The 20,823-nt window shown below is 42.5% G+C and carries 19 protein-coding genes; 11 read left to right on the top strand and 8 right to left on the bottom strand.

What is annotated here, in order from left to right; translation table 11 throughout:
* Positions 1–46: 46 nt before the first annotated feature.
* Entirely contained in the window at positions 47–211 is a 165-nt protein-coding gene (locus HYV65_00240) for a hypothetical protein (GenBank protein ID MBI2462666.1), read from the bottom strand.
* Positions 212–284: 73 nt separating this feature from the next.
* Here HYV65_00240 and HYV65_00235 point away from each other — a divergent pair, with 73 nt between their 5' ends.
* The 10 genes from HYV65_00235 (at position 285) to HYV65_00190 (ending at position 12,055) form a co-directional block, all read left to right on the top strand.
* Positions 285–1,187, top strand: coding sequence for a pyridoxal-phosphate dependent enzyme (locus HYV65_00235; protein MBI2462665.1), 903 nt, complete (start codon positions 285–287; stop codon positions 1,185–1,187).
* A 217-nt stretch (positions 1,188–1,404) separates the two neighbouring features.
* Positions 1,405–2,634: a hypothetical protein gene (locus HYV65_00230; GenBank protein ID MBI2462664.1), complete on the top strand. Its 1,230-nt coding sequence runs from the start codon at positions 1,405–1,407 to the stop codon at positions 2,632–2,634.
* An 84-nt stretch (positions 2,635–2,718) separates the two neighbouring features.
* Entirely contained in the window at positions 2,719–3,489 is a 771-nt protein-coding gene (locus tag HYV65_00225; GenBank protein ID MBI2462663.1) for a hypothetical protein, read from the top strand.
* Positions 3,459–4,607: a hypothetical protein gene (locus tag HYV65_00220; GenBank protein ID MBI2462662.1), complete on the top strand. Its 1,149-nt coding sequence runs from the start codon at positions 3,459–3,461 to the stop codon at positions 4,605–4,607. The genes HYV65_00225 and HYV65_00220 overlap by 31 nt, the downstream gene beginning before the upstream one ends.
* Positions 4,608–4,730: 123 nt before the next feature.
* Positions 4,731–6,296 carry an amidohydrolase family protein gene (locus tag HYV65_00215; GenBank protein MBI2462661.1) on the top strand — a complete coding sequence of 522 codons (1,566 nt, stop codon included), beginning with the start codon at positions 4,731–4,733 and terminating at the stop codon, positions 6,294–6,296.
* A gap of 134 nt (positions 6,297–6,430) precedes the next feature.
* Positions 6,431–7,489: a putative lipid II flippase FtsW gene (gene ftsW / locus HYV65_00210; GenBank protein MBI2462660.1), complete on the top strand. Its 1,059-nt coding sequence runs from the start codon at positions 6,431–6,433 to the stop codon at positions 7,487–7,489.
* A gap of 97 nt (positions 7,490–7,586) precedes the next feature.
* Positions 7,587–8,750 (top strand): UDP-N-acetylglucosamine--N-acetylmuramyl-(pentapeptide) pyrophosphoryl-undecaprenol N-acetylglucosamine transferase, encoded by a 1,164-nt coding sequence (locus tag HYV65_00205; GenBank protein ID MBI2462659.1) that lies wholly within the window; start codon positions 7,587–7,589, stop codon positions 8,748–8,750.
* Between the two features lie 82 nt (positions 8,751–8,832).
* A complete protein-coding gene (locus tag HYV65_00200; protein MBI2462658.1) occupies positions 8,833–10,410 on the top strand; it encodes a glutamate--tRNA ligase in 1,578 nt (525 codons plus the stop codon).
* A gap of 68 nt (positions 10,411–10,478) precedes the next feature.
* Complete coding sequence (locus HYV65_00195; protein ID MBI2462657.1) at positions 10,479–11,708, top strand: peptidoglycan DD-metalloendopeptidase family protein; 1,230 nt, start codon at positions 10,479–10,481, stop codon at positions 11,706–11,708.
* 32 nt (positions 11,709–11,740) lie between these two features.
* On the top strand, positions 11,741–12,055 hold the full coding sequence (locus HYV65_00190) for a hypothetical protein (GenBank protein MBI2462656.1): 315 nt from the start codon (positions 11,741–11,743) through the stop codon (positions 12,053–12,055).
* Between the two features lie 201 nt (positions 12,056–12,256).
* Here the strand turns inward: HYV65_00190 and HYV65_00185 are convergent, their stop codons facing one another.
* From HYV65_00185 to HYV65_00175, 3 genes are all read right to left on the bottom strand, one after another.
* Entirely contained in the window at positions 12,257–14,101 is a 1,845-nt protein-coding gene (locus tag HYV65_00185) for an ABC transporter ATP-binding protein (protein ID MBI2462655.1), read from the bottom strand.
* Between the two features lie 207 nt (positions 14,102–14,308).
* Entirely contained in the window at positions 14,309–14,788 is a 480-nt protein-coding gene (locus HYV65_00180) for a hypothetical protein (protein MBI2462654.1), read from the bottom strand.
* Positions 14,789–14,923: 135 nt separating this feature from the next.
* Positions 14,924–15,310: a hypothetical protein gene (locus tag HYV65_00175; protein ID MBI2462653.1), complete on the bottom strand. Its 387-nt coding sequence runs from the start codon at positions 15,308–15,310 to the stop codon at positions 14,924–14,926.
* Between the two features lie 223 nt (positions 15,311–15,533).
* On the opposite strand from HYV65_00175, the gene rpmA reads away from it, so the two are divergent.
* Positions 15,534–15,806 (top strand): 50S ribosomal protein L27, encoded by a 273-nt coding sequence (gene rpmA, locus HYV65_00170; GenBank protein MBI2462652.1) that lies wholly within the window; start codon positions 15,534–15,536, stop codon positions 15,804–15,806.
* A 78-nt stretch (positions 15,807–15,884) separates the two neighbouring features.
* Here the strand turns inward: rpmA and HYV65_00165 are convergent, their stop codons facing one another.
* The 4 genes from HYV65_00165 to HYV65_00150 all read right to left on the bottom strand — a co-directional run bounded on the left by HYV65_00165 (position 15,885) and on the right by HYV65_00150 (position 20,819).
* On the bottom strand, positions 15,885–17,618 hold the full coding sequence (locus tag HYV65_00165; GenBank protein ID MBI2462651.1) for a CTP synthase: 1,734 nt from the start codon (positions 17,616–17,618) through the stop codon (positions 15,885–15,887).
* Between the two features lie 332 nt (positions 17,619–17,950).
* Positions 17,951–18,397: a 50S ribosomal protein L9 gene (gene rplI, locus HYV65_00160; protein ID MBI2462650.1), complete on the bottom strand. Its 447-nt coding sequence runs from the start codon at positions 18,395–18,397 to the stop codon at positions 17,951–17,953.
* Between the two features lie 49 nt (positions 18,398–18,446).
* Complete coding sequence (locus HYV65_00155; GenBank protein ID MBI2462649.1) at positions 18,447–19,700, bottom strand: S41 family peptidase; 1,254 nt, start codon at positions 19,698–19,700, stop codon at positions 18,447–18,449.
* Between the two features lie 21 nt (positions 19,701–19,721).
* Positions 19,722–20,819 carry an LCP family protein gene (locus HYV65_00150; protein MBI2462648.1) on the bottom strand — a complete coding sequence of 366 codons (1,098 nt, stop codon included), beginning with the start codon at positions 20,817–20,819 and terminating at the stop codon, positions 19,722–19,724.
* Positions 20,820–20,823 lie beyond the last annotated feature (4 nt).

Raw genomic sequence — 20,823 nt, 5'->3', positions numbered from 1 at the left:
AAACAAAAGGCACCTCATATTGAGATGCCCCGGTAAGACTAGATACTTATTTTTCCTCCTCAATCATTTGCAGCTGCGGCTCACCGTCTTCGTCAATATCGACAATCTCGTAGGTAGTGCCACAATAGTCGCACTCAAACCAGTTGCCTGCTTGCGCGTCAAAGTCGTCTAACGCTTTTTCATTTTTACATTCTTGGCATTTTACTTTCATGATATTTTGGGACTTTAATGATTTGTTTTCTCCGCCCATCCCGGATGGTTGTAAATCCTCCTTGGGAGAGGGAATGACCCCAGTATATAGTCTGCAAAAAACGCAGTCAATTGGGGATATTTCGGTGTGGGGAAAACTTGAATTTCGCAACCCCACTGGTACGCACAAAGATCGATCTTTCGCGTATTGGATTTCGCTTTGTCGTATGAATGGCGTAAAAGAGCTCGCTATTGCCTCGTCCGGAAATTCCGCTATTTCCGCGGCGGCATATTGCAAGCTAGCAAATATCCGCCTGCATGTTTTTATTAGCACCAAGCTTGCCAAAGAAAAACTAGCACGCCTTCAATCTTTTGACAACATCCAGATATACCAGAGCGCGCTTCCGCGCAAGGAATCCGTACAATTCAGCCAAAAGAACAATATTCCTAATCTGCTCGCGTCAAAGCATGAGGAGGGGATTGAGGGATATAAAACAATCTCGTTTGAGCTACGCGATCAGTTGCCCGATACGAAACGCATTTTTATACCTACTAGCTCAGGCGCAACCTTGCAGGGAATATACAATGGATATAAAGTCCTTGGATGTGAGGTTCCGGAACTTCATATAGTACAAACAAGCAAGGTGCACACGATAGCGCAAGAATTTAGCAAAGATTTTATAGAAGAAAAAGAAAGTTTGGCCACGGCAATCGTAGACCGCGTAGCACCTCGCAAAAAAACAGTTGCGAATATTGTCCGCGCAACCGGTGGCAATGGCTATGTTATTTTCAATCAAGAACTGGAAAATGCCGCGAAGTACTTTGAGGGCTGTGAGTTTAAGCCAGGTTGGCAAAGCGTTTTGGCATTCGCGGGATTTCTAAAATGGAAAGAAAAAGCCCAGCCTCTTGGTGAAGCTGGGCAGTCGGTGTGTCTAATGACGGATTTATTATACACGGATGAGGTAGACAAGTACGATGGACAAGACAAAACAAAATAATGCTACAAATTGAAAGAGACTGCGCTCGAACGCACGACTTCTAGAAGAGCTTCCCGTTCTAGAAGAGCTTTCCACAAAGTTTCCGAACGCACAACCAATAAATACCGCAATAGCAAGATAGATTACTTCACCGATGTCAACCACTCTTATTCCTCCTTTAAGGAATATATTGCGATACTCCCGATTATTTTTTTTATATACCATATATTATAATTATATGTCAATAGGGAATAACAAAATTTTCTATCTCGCCCTTGACCCTGAACGCGCAACCGGCGTTGAGGATGATTTGGCTAACTACGCTATTATTTGTCCATATAAAAGCGCTTTTACAGATGACTTGGAGGCAAGGGGCACAAAAATGTTTATTCTGGAACGCGATTGTGTTGACAAAAATTGGGAAGATAATCTGCGCGCTGGCACTTATGGCGTGGCGAAGTTAACCTGCGTTATAAAATATATTGATGATTTGTCGGCCGGACAGCAATCAAACATTCTTGTACTAAAAACCTCCGAGCCTATCGAGCAAGAATGCCAAAAGAACAGCTGGCAACTTATGGCGCCGCGCGCGGATTTAGCAACTCTTTTTGAAGATAAAATAACCCAATATCAACATCTTAAAGATAGCATTGAGTTTCCGCCAACTATTATTACAACATTGTCGCAAGCAACCAAAGTTATTGCAAAAATGCCGTTACCGTTAGTTGCCCAGTATAATATCGGCCACAGCGGAGGAGGGACGTTTATTTTGCAGTCAATCGAAGATCTTACTCCGCACGCGGAAAAATTCCCGAATAGGGAAGTAAGGATCGCGCAATTCATCACGGGAAATACTTACACTCTTAATGCGTTTGCAGCAAAAAATGGCACGGTCTATACGGGCTCTATCAGCAAACAGCTTACCGGACTACCTGAAGCAACAAACAATCCGTCATCAACCGTGGGAAACGATTTCGGCATCGTGTCCGAAGAACTTTCGCAAAGTCAAATAGAAGCTATCGGCGTGATGGCGAGAAACGTAGGAACCGCGATGCATGCTAAGGGCTACAATGGCCTTTTTGGCATTGACGCTGTGGCAGAAAAAAGCACTGGTAAAGTATACTTTATTGAAGTAAACACGCATCAGCCAGCTAGCATTTCATTTGAAGCAAAACTGCATCGAGCCATAAATAAAACCCCTCTAATTCTATTGTTTATTAACGACATGCTGGAGCCAGGATTCGAGCCGAAAAAGGAGCTTGCCCTGAGCTTGTCGAACGGGGACTTACCGCCGCTTGTCTTGCGTGGTAAGGTACGGCAAGTGCTGTATCGCAATAAACTACAGAATGAAGTGCTGGTTTCGGAAATTCAGCTGCCCTTAGGTGAAGGAATTGTTACTTCGCGTATGAAAGTGGTAGGGGTGAATGAGGAGCTATATAGGGTGCAAGAATATATCATCAACGAATAACGAATAGCGTACGAATATACGAATACTCCGCTACAGCCAATTCGTTTATTCGTAAAGGATTCGTTATTCGTTGATAGTAAACATATGAATACAATTGTAAGTATCCCTCAACCAGCTCTAGACGTTATAGAGCGCTATAAACATCTCAACATAGGTGACAACAGGGCAGTCCGTTGCCCTTATTATCGCAATCCTCGCAGTGGTAAGGAGCGCTGGGGCTTGAACGCTTTTTCCGGCAAAGGGTCTCCTCAAGAGATTGAAGACGAACTCAAAATAATTGAGCGCCTTGAGCATAAAAACTTTTCCTCAATGGAAGAAGATGAAGTTCGTGATATAATGAGAAAGAGGCGGCTCGGCGTGGAATGCTCCGGTTTTATCGCCCATATATTTGATGCTTGGACGCGTCAAAGTAAGAGCAAGCGCGTATATGAAGTTTTGCAATTCCCGCAGTCTGGCTTATTTGCAAAAATCGCAATTTATTTACGCCCATTCACGCACATCGGTGTTGCAACGCTTACCGATCTACAAAATGCTAGGGAATTAAAGAATTGGCAAGAATTGCAGCCCGGCGACTTGATTAGATTTGTCGCTGAAGTTGACCATGCCATACTTGTTATAAAAACTGAACGAGATAATAACGATAAGTTGATTTCCGTGGAATACGCTCAATCGGTACGTGAAGAAACTGGCGAGGGAATAAAAGAAGGAAAAATAACTATCACGAATGAATCGTTGCCTTTGGTTGAACAGCATTGGGAAGAGTGGCCCAACACATCACGCACAATTAACCAGCAACGCGGGTTTATATCGGGCCAGGAGGTAGCATGTGGTCTATATCGTCCGCTGTACTTGTAAGTATGATTTTTACTTCATTTCCGGATTCTATTTTTGCATTTTTTTTCACGGCATTCGCTTTAACCGTCATAGGCTCAATTCCGCTTATCGCGCTTCTTAAAAAATTACACATAACTCGACGAGATGAACACGATTTTTCATCGTTAATTGCCGGGCGCGAGGCAAAAATAGGTACACCAATCATGGGAGGCATTATAATTGTTAGCGTTATCGCGGTGCTCACAACGATGTTTAATTGGCATCGTGAGACGACATATGTACCAATAGGAGTGCTACTGTTGTCAGCTGCTTTGGGTGGTTTGGACGACCTGCTGAATATCTTTTATACAAAAACCCGCCCCGTGCGTACGCTTGGAAAAGTTTGGACGCTTATACGCGTCCACAAAAATATTTTAGCTCGCGTATGGTATGTACTGTTATTGCCGTGGTACGCGTATAAAAGATTTTTCTATCTTCTGGGATCGCATCCCGGCAGTGGCATTCAGGCTCATGAGAAAATTTTGGTACAATTCATTATAGGATGCATTATTGCCTGGTGGCTTTCATTTAAGCTTAGCTGGACGTCAATCTGGATTCCATGGCATGGTTCATATGATCTGGGCTGGATGATTGTTCCTTTAATTATTTTCCTGGTTATGTTTATGTCTAATGCTGTAAACATTACCGACGGCATTGACGGGCTATCTGCTGGGACATTACTGCTATCCTACAGCGCGTTTTTTATCGTAGCGCTCCAACATAGAAACACAGATTTCATTTTCCTGATTGCGGTAACGATAGGCGCACTGCTTGGCTATTTACTATTTAATATCAAACCCGCACGATATCAAATGGGAGACGTGGCATCGCTTGGAATGGGGGTAATGCTTACCGCGATTGCGTTTGCGTTAGACAGGGTAGTGCTTTTGCCAATCATAGGAGGAATATTCGTTATTGAAATCGTATCAGTTCTCATTCAAGTCGCGTGGCGTGTATTATTCGGACATAGATTGCTTGCAATGGCCCCGTTACATCATCACCTTGAAATTACAGGTTGGAGCGAGGCGACTATAGTGATGTACGCATGGGCTGTAGCTTCGCTTTTTTCAATGACAGCAATTTGGCTTAGCTTCCATTAAATAAATGTCAAAACTCCAATCGCAAATCGCAAAACTAAAACTTAAATCTAAAAATTACGACTGAAGCTTTAAGATTTGCGATGTAGATTTAAGATTTGCCATTTGAGATTTTAGATTAAATTTATGCTCATCAAAAATTGCATAATTATAGATGGCATGCAACAGCCTCGATACGAAGCTGATATTAGAATTGAGAAAAATCTTATCCATGAAATTGGAAATCTTCACGAGCATAACAATGAACGTGTCATTAACGCGCAAAATAATTTCGTCGTCCCCGGATTCGTAGATATTCTTAATCATTCCGACGTCTATTTAACGTTATTTTCCAACGCTGGCCAGAATAGTCTTGTTCAACAGGGTATAACAACCATCCTGATGGGCAATTGCGGCACGTCACTCGCGCCGTTAACGAACCCCGGTGTTATTATGATGGTACAAAAATGGGCTGATCCGTCACTGTTAAATGTCAACTGGATGTCGATGGGTGAGTATCTTGCGGAATTAGATCATCATCATCTGCGTATCAATGTCGGCACTCTTGTTGGTCACTCAACGCTCCGTCGCGGTATTCTTGGTGATAGTTTTCGCGAAGCTAATAGTCATGAAATAAAACAAATGCAATTCCTGCTGGATAATGCTATGAACGAAGGCGCGTTTGGTCTTTCAACCGGTTTTGCTTATTCGCATGCCAAAATTGCGTCAGCGTCAGAAATTGACGCGTTGCTCGATGTGGTAAAAAAATATGATGGCCTTTATAGCGCGCACCTACGCGACGAAGGAGAACATTTAATTCCGGCGGTGGAAGAAGCGCTTGATTCAGCCAGCCGCAACACAGTACATCTTGAAATATCCCATTTCAAAGCGATGGGAGAAACATTCTGGTCAAATTTTTCAAAAGCAATTGATATGATAACAGAAGCTCGGTCGCAGGGAGTGTTTGTAAATTTTGACCTTTATCCGTATACAACGACTTTATCTGTACTCTATATATTTCTTCCCGATTGGGTTGCTGAAGGCGGAAAGAAAAAAATGCTTGAGCGTATTCAAGATTCTGTGATACGCAAACGCCTTGTGCAGGAAATGCGGCAAGATCCGCATCAGTACGATAGAATGGTTATCGCATCTGCTAACCTTGACCCTACGTTTATTGGCCGAACCATAAAAGAGATTGCCAAAAATCAGGAAACCTCCATTGAAGATGCGGTACTCAATATGCTTTCGGCGTCGGAAGGACGCGTATCAGTATTTACGACCACACTTTCGGAGGCAAATATTATGCAAGCAGTACAGAATCCTTATTCTTTTACATCGTCCGATGGTATCGGATATCTACATTCTGACGGCAAGTCAGGGAAACTCGTTCATCCGCGATCATTTGGAGCATTTCCAAGATATTTTTCGCGATATATTCAAGAAAACAATCTGCTGACATGGGAACAAGCCATCTACAAGGCGACATACGGCCCTGCGCAAAAAATAGGTTTAAAGAATCGCGGAAAAATTGAAAAAGGCGCTTATGCTGACATAGTGATATTTAATCCAAAGAAAATAAAAGATAACGCGACTTTTCAAAATCCTTATCAATACCCATCTGGTATAAATTGGGTTATCGTCAATGGCGAAGTAGCGGTGCGAGATGGAAAGACGACGACGAATCGAGCGGGAGAGATACTAAGAAGAGAATAACATCAACGAATTTTTTACGAATAAACGAATTAGCGGTAGTGGAGTATTCGTATATTCGTACGCCATTCGTTATTCGCTGATTGTTCCACATGAACAAACATTTGCTGCTCAAAAAACCAGATTTCATTTTGCTTATGTCCATAGCAGCCCTGTTTAGTGTCGGGCTTGTTATTTTATCATCCGCGTCAGGAGGCGAAAGTCAGTATGTTTTTGGCAACATATATGGATATTTGCAACATCAATTGATTTACGGAGTGGGGTTGGGACTGATTGGCGGGTTTATATTTTATTTTTTACCGTACAAAATATTGCATAGTTTAGCGCTTCCATTCTATCTAACCTCGCTATTTCTGCTTATACTTATTTTTGTTCCGGGGTTTGCATACGCAGCCGGTGGCGCGCAGCGATGGATTCATATTGGGTCTTTTCTAATGCAACCCTCGGAAATTACCAAACTTACATTTGTAATATATCTTGCCGCATGGTTTGCATCAAAAAAAAATGAAGTGCAAAATATTGGAACTGGTTTAGTACCCTTTACGATCCTGGTTGGCATGTTGGCTTTTTTCCTCTTTCTTCAACCCGATATTAGCACTTTAATTTTAATTGGTCTTACCGCGGGATTTATGTATATTGTAGCTGGGGGAAAAATACAGCATTTTGCTTTTCTGGGCGTCCTGGGCGTTATAGGATTATTTATTCTTATTCAAATTGCGCCGTACAGACTAGAAAGAATATCTACGTTTCTTAACCCTCAAACCGATCCTATGGGTATTAGCTATCATCTTAATCAAGCGTTGCTCGCGGAAGGTTCGGGAGGACTTTGGGGGGTTGGAATAGCCCAAGGCCAGCAATCTCATAATTTTCTTCCAGAACCAATGGGAGACTCTATCTTTGCGGTGTGGAGCGAAGAGACGGGATTTGTTGGCGCTATTTCACTCATACTACTTTTTTTAATTTTTATTTGGCGGGGACTAAAAATCGCGCGAGACTCAAATGATAGATTTTCTTCCATGTTAGCGCTCGGCATCACTTCCTGGATTGGCATCCAGGCATTTATCAACATCGGATCTATAACAGGCGTTTTGCCCTTGATGGGAATACCTTTGCCATTTATTAGTTATGGCGGTTCGGCTATGGTGTCAACACTGGCGGCTTCCGGATTACTACTTCAGATTTCTCGGCATAACTGATATAATCAACGAATAACGAATCCAACACGAATAAACGAATCGATTTGGTAGAGTATTCGTATATTCGTACACTATTCGTTATTCGCTGATTACTGCAATGTCAAACGAAAAAGAAAAATTACATATCCTGCTTACCGGCGGTGGCACTGGCGGACACTTATTTCCGCTTATTGCTGTTGCGCGCAGTTTTGTTTTTCGCACGCAAGAAGAGGGATTCGCAGAGCCAGAAGTTATATTCCTTGGACCTGGAAAAATGGCACAAGAAATATTCGCGCAAGAAGGCATTACTGTATGGAATCTTGTTGCCGGCAAATTGCGCAGATATTTTTCGCTCACAACTATTTTAGATATATTAAAGCCGCCCATAACTCTTATACAATCTCTCGCGTATTTATACTGGCTCATGCCTGATGTGATATTCGCAAAAGGAGGTTACGGCAGCGCTTTCCCTGTCTTAGTTGGTTGGCTTTATCGCATACCGATAGTAATTCATGAGTCAGATAGCGTTATGGGGCTCGCAAATCGCTTACTGGCACGATTTGCTGACAAAGTTATACTTTCATTTCCGGTTGTTTACCCCGAGTTTGTTCGAGGGGCTAAACGCGAGCACCTACCAGAGTTGTACACGGTTCTAGGAAACCCGATTCGCCCTAATCTTATGAACGGTTCTACTGATGAGGGGAGGAAAATTTTTCAAATAGATTCGCAGAAGCCGATTATTTTAATACAGGGAGGAAGCCAGGGCGCGCAAAAAATTAACGAACTTGTTTTGGAATCATTGCCAAAACTTCTTGCTAACTTTGAAGTGATACATCAAATCGGAGAAAAGCATTTTGTTGCCGTGAAAGAAATTGCGCTTGCAAGGACTCCGCTAGAATTGTACTCATCTTACCACCCGCATGCATTTATGGATGAAGCAGGCCTCGCGCACGCCTACGCTTTATGCTCGCTTGTGGTAAGCAGGGCGGGGTCGGGAAGTATTTTTGAAATTGCCGCTATACAAAAACCAAGTATCCTTATTCCACTGCCAAGCGCGGCGGATGATCACCAGAAAAAAAATGCTTATCTTTATGCTGATTTTGGCGCCAGTACGGTGCTTGAGGAGCAAAACCTTACACCCAATTTATTTTTTGAAACAATTAATTTTGTTATTAATGATGAACAAAAACGGCGATTTATGTCACAACGCGCCGCGGAGTTTGCACGGCCAAGGGCTGCGGATGAGATTGCAGGAATGATATTGGACTTAATCAACGAATAACGAATTTTTTACGAATAAACGAATTGGCTGTAGTGGAGTATTCGTATATTCTTATGCCATTCGTTATTCGCTAATATATTTTATGAATACCACTAAAGAACAATTCGTAACCCCTGACCAAACCGTTCGCGTCCGCATAGCTCCAAGCCCAACGGGAATGCTGCACGTCGGCACGGCTCGCACCGCATTATTTAACTACCTTTTTGCTCGTCACCATGGGGGAGTATTTATAGTACGCATTGAGGATACTGATACCGAACGTTCCAAAAAAGAATATGAAGAAAATATCCTCAAGGGGCTTAAATTGCTAGGCATGGATTGGGACGAAGGGCCCGATGTTGGCGGCCTCCATGGCCCATATCGTCAAAGCGAACGCCTAAAAATTCATAAACAGTATTTAAATCAATTATTAGAACAAGGCGATGCTTTTTATTGCTGGCATACACAAGCAGAGCTTGAAAAAGAACGCGCGCAACAAGAGGCGCAAAAGCAACCGCCAATGCATATATGTGATTATCGCAAATTTGCTGCAATCGATGTTACTGATACTAATAAAGAAAAATCTATCATACGTTTTCAGAATCCTGGAGGCAGCGTAAAATTTTATGATCATGTACGAGGAGAGATAGAATTTAATGCTGATTTGCTGGGAGATTTTTCACTCGCAAAGTCGCTTGATTTGCCGTTATATAATTTTGCGGCTGTAATTGACGACAGCGACATGGAAATTACGCATGTTATTCGCGGCGAAGATCATATCTCAAATACCCCGAAACAAATTCTGATCCAACGCGCGCTTAAATTGCAATCGCCTAAGTACGCTCACTTGCCGTTGCTACTCGGTACAGATCGATCAAAGCTTAGCAAGCGCCACGGCGCGGTTTCTGTTCTTGAATATGAAAAAATGGGATATCTGCCCGAAGCATTTATAAACTTTCTTGCTATCCTTGGCTGGAACGCCAATGATGATAAAGAAATAATGACAATGAAGGAGCTTATCGAACGATTTGACGGCGACAATATTCAGCAGAGCGGAGCTATTTTTAATCTCGAAAAATTGGATTGGATGAATGGCATGTACATACGTAACATGGAGATAGGCGAATTAACCCAGCGTTGTGTACCATTTTTGGTTTATGCGGGATACATCGAGGAATCGCAAATCGCAAATCGCAAATCTCCTCACTCCGCCTATGCTTCGCGAGACAAGCAAAATGACGGTTTGAAATTCAAAATTATTAAAACCGGCGAGATAGTTAATTTTGAATGGCTAAAAAAAATTATTGCTCTGGAGCAAGAACGGTTAAAGCGCCTCGCGGAAATAGGGGAGAGAGCAGGATTTTTCTTTACAGATAGTCCCTCTTACGATGAATCCCTGCTTGTTTGGAAAAATACCGACAAAATAACTATTACCAAAACGCTGTCTGAATTAGAAAACTTTATCATGTCGTTAGATAATAAAATATTTCAGACCGCAAAATCTCTGGAAGACGTTTTAATGCCTTATGCTTCGGCAAAGGGGGATAAAGGCACTATATTATGGCCTTTGCGCGTTGCCTTAACTGGTCAAAAAGCATCACCTGGCCCGTTTGAAGTAGCTAGTATTCTGGGTAAAGAAAAAACGCTTGCTCGATTAGCGTATGCAAAAAGCCTCCTCTGAAATCGGTAAGTATAAAAGTTTCATAGTGAGCTCCTTTCATGCCAATGTTTCATGTATCAAAATACTTTTTGCGATCAATCTGCCTATTATTGCAGTTACTTTTAGTATTGTCAGGTTTTGCCAACTACGCCTCTGCCACAACAGCAGACGATATTCAAAAACAGCTTGACGAAAAACAACAGCAAATAAGAGAATTGCAAGAACAAGCGCAATCTTATAAAGAAAATATTGATACAACGCAACAGCAGGCCAATACTTTAAAAAATCTAATTGCTAACTATAACAGGTCAATTCAATCGCTTGAAAAACAAATAAACAAAGATCGGCAGGCAATAACATTGTTGTCTGATAAGATAACGCAAACCGAATTGCAGATTCACGCTCTTGAACGATCTATTGAAAGAAATAAAGAGCAGACTGCCGCTTTGGTGCGCGAAATATACGCGAGTGATAGCGAGTCAATCCTCGAACTTGTGCTAAAATATGAAAATTTATCCAATTTCTACGATCAGGTTCAGAATCAGGATAGCTTAAATAGTAATCTTTATGAAAATCTAAAAAATTTAAAATCTGAAAAAGCCGGGCTTGAAAATGCGAAATTGGAACTTAACCAGCGGCAAGACGATCTTAACAACGCAAAGGACGACCTTACTGCTCAACAGGCAATTGTTGAATCGCAAAGGGCCGACCAGCAGGATGTTCTAAAGCAGACTCGCAATCAAGAAGCGCAATATCAGAATCTGCTCAAAGATGTCACAAGTAAACAAGATGAAGTTCAGCGCCAAATTTTTGAATTAGAAGATCGATTACGGGAAACACTCGATCCCAGCATTATACCAACTACTGGTCATGGCGTTCTTGAATGGCCGGCTAGCGGTAGGCTTTCACAAGGATACGGATGCACGGCATTTGCTAAAAAGTCCAAAGCATATCCCACGTGCTTTCATAATGGCATTGATATCGCGGGGCCTATAGGCACGCCACTTCGCGCTGCGCGCGAAGGTGTTGTAATAGGAGTGGCTAGCGCGCCTTACGCATATGGAAAATGGATAACTATAGAGCACGACAATGGTCTCGTAACCCTTTATGGACATATGTCTGTGCAGACCGCAAAAGTTGGCCAAACCGTAAAAAGAGGGGATATAATAGGATATATGGGGTCTACGGGCTATTCTACGGGCTCCCATGTGCATTTTACGGTGTATGCGCCCAATACATACACCACTAAAGCCAGCAAACTGGCTGGCACATTGCCAATCGGCGCGTCATTGAATCCAATGGATTATTTGCCGAAATAATCTATTTTACACTAATAATTATTATACGACATATGGCGAAATTCCTTATATTTACAATAATTTTATTGCTAATATTTGCATATGTGGTGCCCGATAATCTAGTGCAAAAAATTCCTTACGGATCAGACATAAAAAATTTTGTTGTAAGTATTGTTAATAAGACAAAGGGATTGATTGATAGCATTAAGGACGAAGATTTTATAAAACAACTTTTTCAACAATCTAAAATAAGCGCTGTTGAGGCCGTTAATGATGTCAAAAACTATTTAAAAGACAATCTCAAGCAACGGGTTAGCCAACAAATTGATAAAGGTGTTGATAGGGTGATACCAACACCGTCGCGATAGATGTATCAACGAATAACGAATACTATCTACTTCTTATTTTTAATTCGTTTATTCGTAGGGATTCGTTATTCGTTGATTTTATATTGTATGTCGCATAAGGTACATTATACGACTATATAAATAACGGCCAAAGAAGCTTCTTCTTATACTCCCCTCTATTCTATATCGCCGATGAAAAAGGGCCTCCCGGAGGCCCTTTTTTTATTCTTCCGTTTCTCCGGCCGAAATAAATCCACCGACCTGTAAATTCCATAGTTTAGTATAAATACTGTCGGGGTTAGCTATAAGTTCTGCATGCGTCCCCTGCTCAACTACTTTTCCGTTATCAAGAACAACTATGCGATCCATTTTACTTATCGTTGATAAACGGTGTGCTATCACTATTGTTGTACGGCCTTGCCCCGCCGTCTCGTCCGCCAGAACTTTAGTGCCGGCGGAAGCATTTTGCGAAGGCTGGCCTTGCATAAGCCGTTCGAGCGCTTGCTGAATGATTTGCTCAGAATGAGAGTCTAGGCTGCTGGTTGCCTCATCCAAAATCAAAACAGAGGCGTTCTTTAAAAATGCGCGCGCTATGGCTATACGCTGGCGCTGTCCGCCTGAAAGCTTGATGCCTCTCTCCCCTACATACGTTTGATATTTCTCCGGCAAAGTTTCTACAAACTCATCGCAATACGCGTCGCGCGCCGCTTGTATAACTTCCTTATCTTTTGCGTCCCTTTTCCCGTAGCGAATATTCTCCCAAAGAGTACGATGAAAAAGAATTGGGTCTTGTGGCACAAAACTTATGCTTGAATGGAGTGAATCCTGCGTAACATCTGCAATATTTTGACCATCAATAAGAATCGCGCCATCTTGAATATCAAACAGGCGTAAAATTAACGAAGCGATGGTTGTCTTACCTGAACCGGATAACCCTACAACACCGACTTTTTCGCCCGGCTTAATCTTAAGATTTAGATGATTTATTACATCTCTAGTCTGATTGTACGCGAATGTCACGTCGCGAAACTCAACCTCGCCGTTGGTAACTTTTAATTTCTTTGCGCGAGACTTATCAATAATTCCGTGCGGTGTATTGATAATCTCCACCATTTCCTCGGCATTGGCGAGATAACGGAACATATTGCGCATTGCGCGAGCAAAGCCCCACAATCGGCCGAATAGATCTATTAAATAAGATTGAATGAGCACGAAGTCCCCTACCCCAATCTGGCCGGATTGCCACAAAGAAATAGCAAAATAGAATATAACGAACTCCAAAATGACCATGAGGCCCGCGCGAACCGCCTCGGAAGATTCCGCCAGCCACCAAGCAAAACGCCTCAAACGGAACTGCTCTTCTGTAAGTTTTACAAATTGGCTTATTTCGTACTTAATGCCAGTAAAAAGCTTAACGTTAGTATTGTTAGTAAGCGTATCAGCAAGCTGCCCAGATACAATTGAATCCATTGCCGAGCTTTTTTCGTCGTATTTAATGCTATAAATTATAAAAAAATAATTTATAGCCAAATACATAATAGTCCACGCTATCGTGATAAAGGCAACTAACTTGCTACTTAAGAATAAAACAAAAACAATAGCGATTATCTTTACAATAAGCGGCAGGAAATCATAATATACGCGATCCGCAATCCCTTCAAAAGAATCAGAAAGACGGCCAGCGCGCCGCACTAGCGTACCTACGAAACGGTTAGCAAAGAAATAATATGAATGATTTTGTAGGTTCTCAAAAGCAGTGTTGAGAAGATCGGACATCACCCTGCTTTGTAAATGCGCTATAACAAAAGTAGAAACGCGCCAAAAAGCCCACGAAATAACGCGCAAAGCAATTATTATAAATAGAATTTGCAGAAGCACGTTGGCATACAAGTCGCGGCCTTGCGCGCCTCGTACGAGCGCTTCGAAGAACTCTTTGAAGTAAAGAGGTATAATAACTTCCAAAACACTTGCGATCACAACCCCCGCGACAGTCACAAAAAGCCAGAAAGAATACTTTCGAGCGTGCTGCCAGTATAGAAGATATGTTTGTTTTGTAAGTGGCTTCATGGTTTAGAAAAACACAAAACTCAAAGCACAAAGTCCAAACAAAACACAGGATACAAATTCCAAATTCGCAGTAGTTTGTACTTTGTAAATTGAAATTTGTTTGGCTTTTGTAATTTGTGTTTTGTGTTTTTCTTTTATACCATAACACGAAAGTTAGTAATAAAAAAGGCGCGCAGAGTTTCCTCATACGCGCCTCTTGATGCCGAATTACGCTCGGCGCTTCTCAATCGCCCGGTCCACGGCGGGACCAAGCACGTCGGCGACGTCCGCAAGACCTAGGCTCAAGATCACAATTCCTTCACTATTCGCCACCGTGGTCTCTTTATTGAGATCGGCCTTCACATCCTCGGCCGCTTCCAATGTACTCATATGGTGAGTCGCTTGAGCGACGACCGAGTTTACGTCTCCCGTACTGCGAAGCTCCGAGATAGCTTGCTCCGCAGCGCCATCACCGTTGCCGCGGTCGTACCCCCACGTGTCCAGCACATCGCCGGACAGATCTACCTTCATGACTCGACCTTTGATATAATCAAAGTCGGTCATTCTTTGAAGCAAATACTCCGCCTCCTCGAGGGTCATTGGCTTGGGGTCATACTGCAAAAACCCCATGCCTTGAGGCCTGGAAGCGTTATAAAGCGCCGCCAAAACATTTCCCTTATTAAGACCTTGTAGAGAAATCTGACTCACGACTTTGCCTCCTTGCTAAACTAGCTATTCCGTAATGCCCACAATCCAGACAGAACCAGGCTTGCTTTTTCATAAAGCACCCCTTTTCTTTAATTTCAAATATTATAACAAACTCATATAATTTGTCAAATTATCTTAAAACAGACTTATCTCCGGACAGCTTGCCGCGGGCTTTAGCCCAGCAGCCTCCGCCTCCTTGCGCGTGGCAAATTCCACTTTATTTTTGTCGCTTATTTGGCCTTGTTTAAGACACCAGGGGAGATAGTAGACCTTGCCATTCTTGCTAGCAAAGAAGGTGACTTTTTCTGCCGTCAGGGCATCTTGGGCATTCTGGCTTATGCCATCTTGCAAGGATGCGGTTTTTGCGGTAGTATTACTATCAGTATTTTCCGACTCTTTTTCTACGGTAATCGGCTGTCTCCGTATCTCCAAAAAAGATCGCGAGGCATATCCTGCCACAAAGATCCCGTAGGCAATTACTATAGAGAAAGCTATTAGAGAAACTATTAATTTTTTATCCATAATATCTGAATAATTATTTATTTACATATTCATCTCAAATCTTAAAGCTCAAATCGCAAAACTGAAAATCAAATCTAAGAAACTACTGCTGGAGATTTAAGATTTGCGATGTAGATTTGAGTTTTGACATTTGCGTTTTGAGATAATAAAATTTCAAAATAGTCATTTATATGTTGAATGATTCGGCTAATCTAAAATTTATTATTTGATTTAATCTAACACTATGTCAAAAACAAAAGCAGCAGGAACAACCCGTCTCGGGCGAGACTCGCACTCACAACGCCTCGGAGTAAAACTCTTTGCGGGCCAAGACGTGAAAGCGGGAAATATAATCGTGCGCCAGCGTGGCTCGCATTTTATCGCGGGAGACAATGTACGCTCCGGCAAGGATGACACGCTTTACGCCGCGCGAAATGGCAAGATATCATTTACTACCGTGCGAAAACGACGATTTAATGGACAGCAACGTGTTGCGAAGGTTGTGCATGTACTATAATCAACGAATAACGAATCCTATCCGAATAAACGAATCAGCTATAGATAGTAGGATATTCGTAAATTCGTAATGGATTCGTTATTCGTTGATATTCACTGCCGCCCCAATGAACGCAACAAACAATGGATGTGGCCTCAAGGGGCGCGATTGAAGCTCTGGATGAAATTGCGTACCCATGAAAAATTTGTGTTTTGGCAACTCAATAATCTCTACAAGATCGCGCTCTGGGTTCACACCAGAAAAAACCAAGCCGTTTGCGGTAAACTGTTCTCGGTAAGCATTATTTAATTCATATCTATGGCGATGGCGTTCTGAAATAAGCAGTTCGCCATTTTTTTTACCCATCGACAAGATAGGAGGGTCGGACCCTCCGCGAAGGGTACGACCCTCCTGTGCATATGCTTGATACGCATAAGTTCCTTCTTTCAGGGCGCATCCGTATGCACCAAGTCGCATGGAAGCGCCGTAGTCCCCTTTTGCTAGCTTAGCTTTTTGTTCGGTCATTATATCTATCACCGGGTAAGGTGTCTTGCCATCAATCTCAGTGGTATTGGCACCTTCCATGCCGCAAACGTTTCGCGCAAATTCAATTGTTGCAAGCTGCATGCCATAGCACAGTCCAAAATATGGAATATTATTTTCGCGGCAATAACGGATAACATTAATCTTACCCTCCACCCCCCTGCTGCCAAATCCTCCGGGTACAATAATGCCATCAAATTCTCTAAGTTGCGCCAATTGCTTTTTTATTCCTTGCCCTGAGCTTGTCGAAAGGGTCGAATTCGCCGAAGGATCGTAGTCGCCAGCATTAAGCCATTGGATGATAGGAATACGATTCTGGTACCACGCGGCATGCTTTACTGCCTCTAGCACCGAAAGATAAGAGTCAGATAATACAAAGTTCCCTGATTCGAAGTATTTTCCCACGACTCCGATTTTTACCTCCGGATTTTGCGCCTGAATCTTGGAAACAACGCTCTTCCATTGCTTTAATTCCACGGCTTTGTCACGCATGCCAAACTTTACCACTATACGCTTGCCAAGACCATCATTTTCAAAATTAACAGGTATCTCGTAAATGCTTGACTGAATATCTGGCGCAGAGATAATATCTTCCGGTCCGACATTGCAAAACACGGAAAGCTTTTTTTTGCGCGGTTCATCTATAGGGCATTCTGAACGCGCAATGATAAGATCCGGCTGAATGCCGGCAGAGTTTAGAGATCGCACGGCATACTGCGTTGGCTTAGTTTTCATCTCGCCAACCATTTTAGGTACTGGCAAATAGCTAACCAAAGCAAAAATTACTTGCTTTGGAGTGCGCAAACGCATCATACGCGCCGCTTCCAAAAAAAGAAGATTCTGATATTCGCCCACAGTGCCACCTATTTCTACCAACACAAAATCTGCCTTTGAGACTTTGGCAACACGCTGCAAACGGCCAATTACTTCCTCCGGGATATCTGGCACCACTTCAACGCAACGTCCTCCGTAACCCAAGTTTCTCTCACGCTGAATTACCGTGTAATAAACACTTCCGCTAGTCATATAATTAATGGCGGGAATATCTTTATTTAAAAATCGCTCGTAGTTGCCAATATCCTGGTCGCATTCCATGCCGTCACTGGTCACAAAAACCTCGCCATGCTCAACCGGGTTCATGGTGCCGGCATCTACGTTTAAGTAGGGATCAATTTTTACCGCAGTAACGCGAAAACCCCGCGCCTGCAGGATTGTTCCAATTGACGAAGTCGCGACGCCCTTACCAACCCCTGACATTACTCCTCCAACTACGAATATGAAACGAGGCATATAATATAATTAAAATCAAAAATGCCGAAAGAATTTTCAATGATCAATTTACAATTTTCAATCAACGTAGAGTTGCGTGGCAACTCCGTAAAGAGGGCGTGGCCCTCCACGGAGGGTTTTACGCCCCACGTTGCTTTACGCAATAACTCAATGCCCTAATTTTCTCCGCCTGAGGCGGATCAGCCTATGGCTGAAAACACACGATTAGTAATTGAGTCATTGTAAATTCATTGTCTGGCTATGCTAGATCTCGCGAAGCGAGATAAATTTCCGCCGAAGGCGGATCAGCCTTTGGCTGAGAAAATTGGTGCTTGAAAATTAATGTATAGAATTTATTTTTCTGCCTCAATATTAACCCTCACCTCTCCCTTAATCTCTTGATTGAACTTCAAAACAACGACATACTCTCCCAGTTTCTTCAAAGGCTTTGGGAGCTGAACGTGACTGGGCGCAACATCAAACCCTTGTTTGCGCATAGCAGAGCTTATTTCCTGCGCGCCTACGGAACCAAACAAACCGCCGTCGTCGTGCGCTTTGGCATTTATTTTAATAATTTCATTTTTTAATTTTGATGCGATTTCCTGAAAACGAAAGTTCTCTGCGTCGTGATGAATCGCCTGTTGTTGTTTCTGTGAATTTGCTAGTGCCAAACGCTCAGTAGTTGCAATATCAGCTAATTTTTTAGGGAAGAGAAAATTGCGCGCGTATCCTTCAGAGACATTCTTTACGTCTCCTTTTTGCGCAATGTTTTGTACATGTTGAAGAAAGATGACTTTCATAGCTTACATCTATCTAAATGTTAAAATCCAAGATAAATTATCATTAGACTTAATCTTGATTTCTTATCAATTCCATAATGGTATCCAATGCCTTATTAAGCTGGTCATCTTCTTTCGAACTCTCGTTTTGCTTAACCGTAATAGTCGGGTCAATCCCCTGCTCTTGTATAGAGCGGCCTGATGGAGTAAGCCATCTTGCCACGGTAATTTTTAGACTAGATCCGCCGGAAAGCGAGTCGAGCTGTTGTACAGAGCCTTTCCCAAAACTTTTTTCTCCAATCAATGGCACTTGCCTATTATCTAGAAGCGCGCCAGCCAATATCTCTGACGCTGATGCCGATCCTTTATTTATCAATACGACTAGGGGCATATTCTGTAAAGTTGCGGGACCTTTGGTTGTGTGCTCTTCAGTATTCTCTCTGCCAAAATCCTCTGTAACCACAATTTGGTTTTTTGGCAAAAACCAACCGGCAATATCTACTGCCGCCGAAAGGTAGCCGCCCGGATTATTGCGCAAATCAAGAATAATGCCTCGCGTATCTGCCCGTTGAATTTCTTCTACAATTTTTTGAAAATCCTGAGGTGACCTCTCGCTAAATTGAAAGAAAGATATTGCGGCAATATTGCCGTCTTTCATTTCCCATTTCATGCTTGGGACCTTTATTGTTTCGCGAGTGATGGTGATTGAAAATATTTTTTGTTCACCATTTTGGCGAGCAATGCCCAGCACAACATTTGTGCCGCGAAGACCGCGAATTTTACTAACCGCTTCCTCAAGGGTCATGCCTTTCGTGCTTACTGAGTCAATGGTTGTAATTTGATCGGCCGCTTTTAGTCCGGAGCGTTCTGCTGGAGAATCTTTAAGTGGAGCAATAATAGTAAGTTGACTGTCGCGCATGCCCACTTCAGCTCCAATACCATCAAACTGACCATTCACTGTTTCCAAAAAATCTTTTGATTCTTGTGGATTAAAAAATACGCTATAAGGATCGCCTACAGCTCCGAGCATACCCCTAATTGCTCCGTAAATAAGTTGGGAGTCATCCAATTTGTCATTGTAAACATATTGCGTATGGATGCGCTTCCATACATCTTCAATCAACGAAAACGATGACGGCACTGTTTGCCCCGAAAGATTGATGGAATTAAACGGAAGTATGCTTGTCGGCAAAGGAGTTTGCTTTAACTGGCCAACAATCAGCCCAGCGCCAAAACTTATGCCAACAAGCATAATTACAAGAACAACTCGCGCGAAAAACGCGCGAGCTTTGCTTGATTGTTGCTGGGATTCGTCTTGCATCATCTATAAGTCTAGCAAAAATTTTTATTTTGCGCTAATTAAACTCTGAATAAATACCCTTAACTGATCAAAATTTCCCGAACGAGGAAGTAATACATATTGATTATCTTCTCGTCCATCCATAAGAAAACTATTGGTTGAAGTATCAAGCACATATTCCGCTACATTACCCGCCGATGCGTTTTCCTGTAATATAGGCAAATAGTTTAATATCTGTCGGGAACTTATATCAGTTTTCACCGATTTTCCAATAATATCCATCAACTCAGAAACTTTAAATGGGTTTGAAAGGACTCCTAGTGAAAGCATTTTTTTTGCAACTTGATTGATTATTTCCTGCTGTCGCTTCATTCTGTCAAAGTCAGAAGTCGTATATCGAGATCGCGCGTAATACAGGGCATCAAAACTATCGAGCGTGGATGTGCCAATCGGAACCTCGAATACCCATGCCTGAGAACCATCACCGCTAGTTTCAATATGCCAAAACTGGTCGTCTTCCCTTCCTTCTTGGGTCCATTGTTTATCCTCTATTAGGGTCGTTGTACGCTTCACGGTGACTCCGCCAACCGCATCCACTGTCTTTGAAAAGGTGTCAAAATCAACCACCGCGGCATAATCAACGTAGACGCCGGTAATATAAGACACAGCTTGTTTTGTCAGAATCAAACCGCCACCACGCTCATTTTTTTCACCGGTTTCATACACGGCATTAATCTTCATCATCTTGCCCGCTGGCGGTATAAATACGTAAAGATCGCGAGGAATGGAAATCATTGCCGCTTTTTTTGTTTCAGTATCAAAGCTTATCAATATCATTGAGTCTGTAAGCAAACCGCCATTTGGATCATCGGACCCGCGTATCGCCATCAATAATACATCTATGCGGTTTGGCTCTTCCTTCACCCTGAAGTCAGGATACAGCGAGCCCGCGTCCACATTTGCGTCACCCGCTTGAATCACGGTAAGAGTGCGCGCGCCTTGCCAAAAAAAGAATATGCCTGCCGCAACAAGCACAAAAACGCCAAGCGCAACGCCCAGCCTTAAATATTTTTTTTCTGACCCATACTCCAATTGATGCTGTGGAATTAAAGGTTGAGGTTGTTCGTCTTGTTGAAAATCCATATGG

Source organism: Candidatus Spechtbacteria bacterium (assembly GCA_016188605.1).
Taxonomy (GTDB): Bacteria; Patescibacteriota; Minisyncoccia; order Spechtbacterales; family JACPHP01; genus JACPHP01.
The sequence above is the reverse complement of the archived record's forward strand: the minus strand, read 5'-3'. Positions and strand labels throughout refer to the sequence as shown.

Coding starts and splice junctions, on each gene's coding strand:
- rplI (MBI2462650.1), bottom strand. CDS start 18,397: ATGAAAGTCATCTTTCTTCAACATGTACAAAACATTGCGCAAAAAGGA.
- rpmA (MBI2462652.1), top strand. CDS start 15,534: ATGTCAAAAACAAAAGCAGCAGGAACAACCCGTCTCGGGCGAGACTCG.
- HYV65_00235 (MBI2462665.1), top strand. CDS start 285: ATGACCCCAGTATATAGTCTGCAAAAAACGCAGTCAATTGGGGATATT.
- HYV65_00220 (MBI2462662.1), top strand. CDS start 3,459: ATGTGGTCTATATCGTCCGCTGTACTTGTAAGTATGATTTTTACTTCA.
- HYV65_00200 (MBI2462658.1), top strand. CDS start 8,833: ATGAATACCACTAAAGAACAATTCGTAACCCCTGACCAAACCGTTCGC.
- HYV65_00190 (MBI2462656.1), top strand. CDS start 11,741: ATGGCGAAATTCCTTATATTTACAATAATTTTATTGCTAATATTTGCA.
- HYV65_00185 (MBI2462655.1), bottom strand. CDS start 14,101: ATGAAGCCACTTACAAAACAAACATATCTTCTATACTGGCAGCACGCT.
- HYV65_00175 (MBI2462653.1), bottom strand. CDS start 15,310: ATGGATAAAAAATTAATAGTTTCTCTAATAGCTTTCTCTATAGTAATT.
- HYV65_00205 (MBI2462659.1), top strand. CDS start 7,587: ATGTCAAACGAAAAAGAAAAATTACATATCCTGCTTACCGGCGGTGGC.
- HYV65_00240 (MBI2462666.1), bottom strand. CDS start 211: ATGAAAGTAAAATGCCAAGAATGTAAAAATGAAAAAGCGTTAGACGAC.
- HYV65_00225 (MBI2462663.1), top strand. CDS start 2,719: ATGAATACAATTGTAAGTATCCCTCAACCAGCTCTAGACGTTATAGAG.
- HYV65_00230 (MBI2462664.1), top strand. CDS start 1,405: ATGTCAATAGGGAATAACAAAATTTTCTATCTCGCCCTTGACCCTGAA.
- HYV65_00215 (MBI2462661.1), top strand. CDS start 4,731: ATGCTCATCAAAAATTGCATAATTATAGATGGCATGCAACAGCCTCGA.
- HYV65_00150 (MBI2462648.1), bottom strand. CDS start 20,819: ATGGATTTTCAACAAGACGAACAACCTCAACCTTTAATTCCACAGCAT.
- ftsW (MBI2462660.1), top strand. CDS start 6,431: ATGTCCATAGCAGCCCTGTTTAGTGTCGGGCTTGTTATTTTATCATCC.
- HYV65_00165 (MBI2462651.1), bottom strand. CDS start 17,618: ATGCCTCGTTTCATATTCGTAGTTGGAGGAGTAATGTCAGGGGTTGGT.
- HYV65_00155 (MBI2462649.1), bottom strand. CDS start 19,700: ATGATGCAAGACGAATCCCAGCAACAATCAAGCAAAGCTCGCGCGTTT.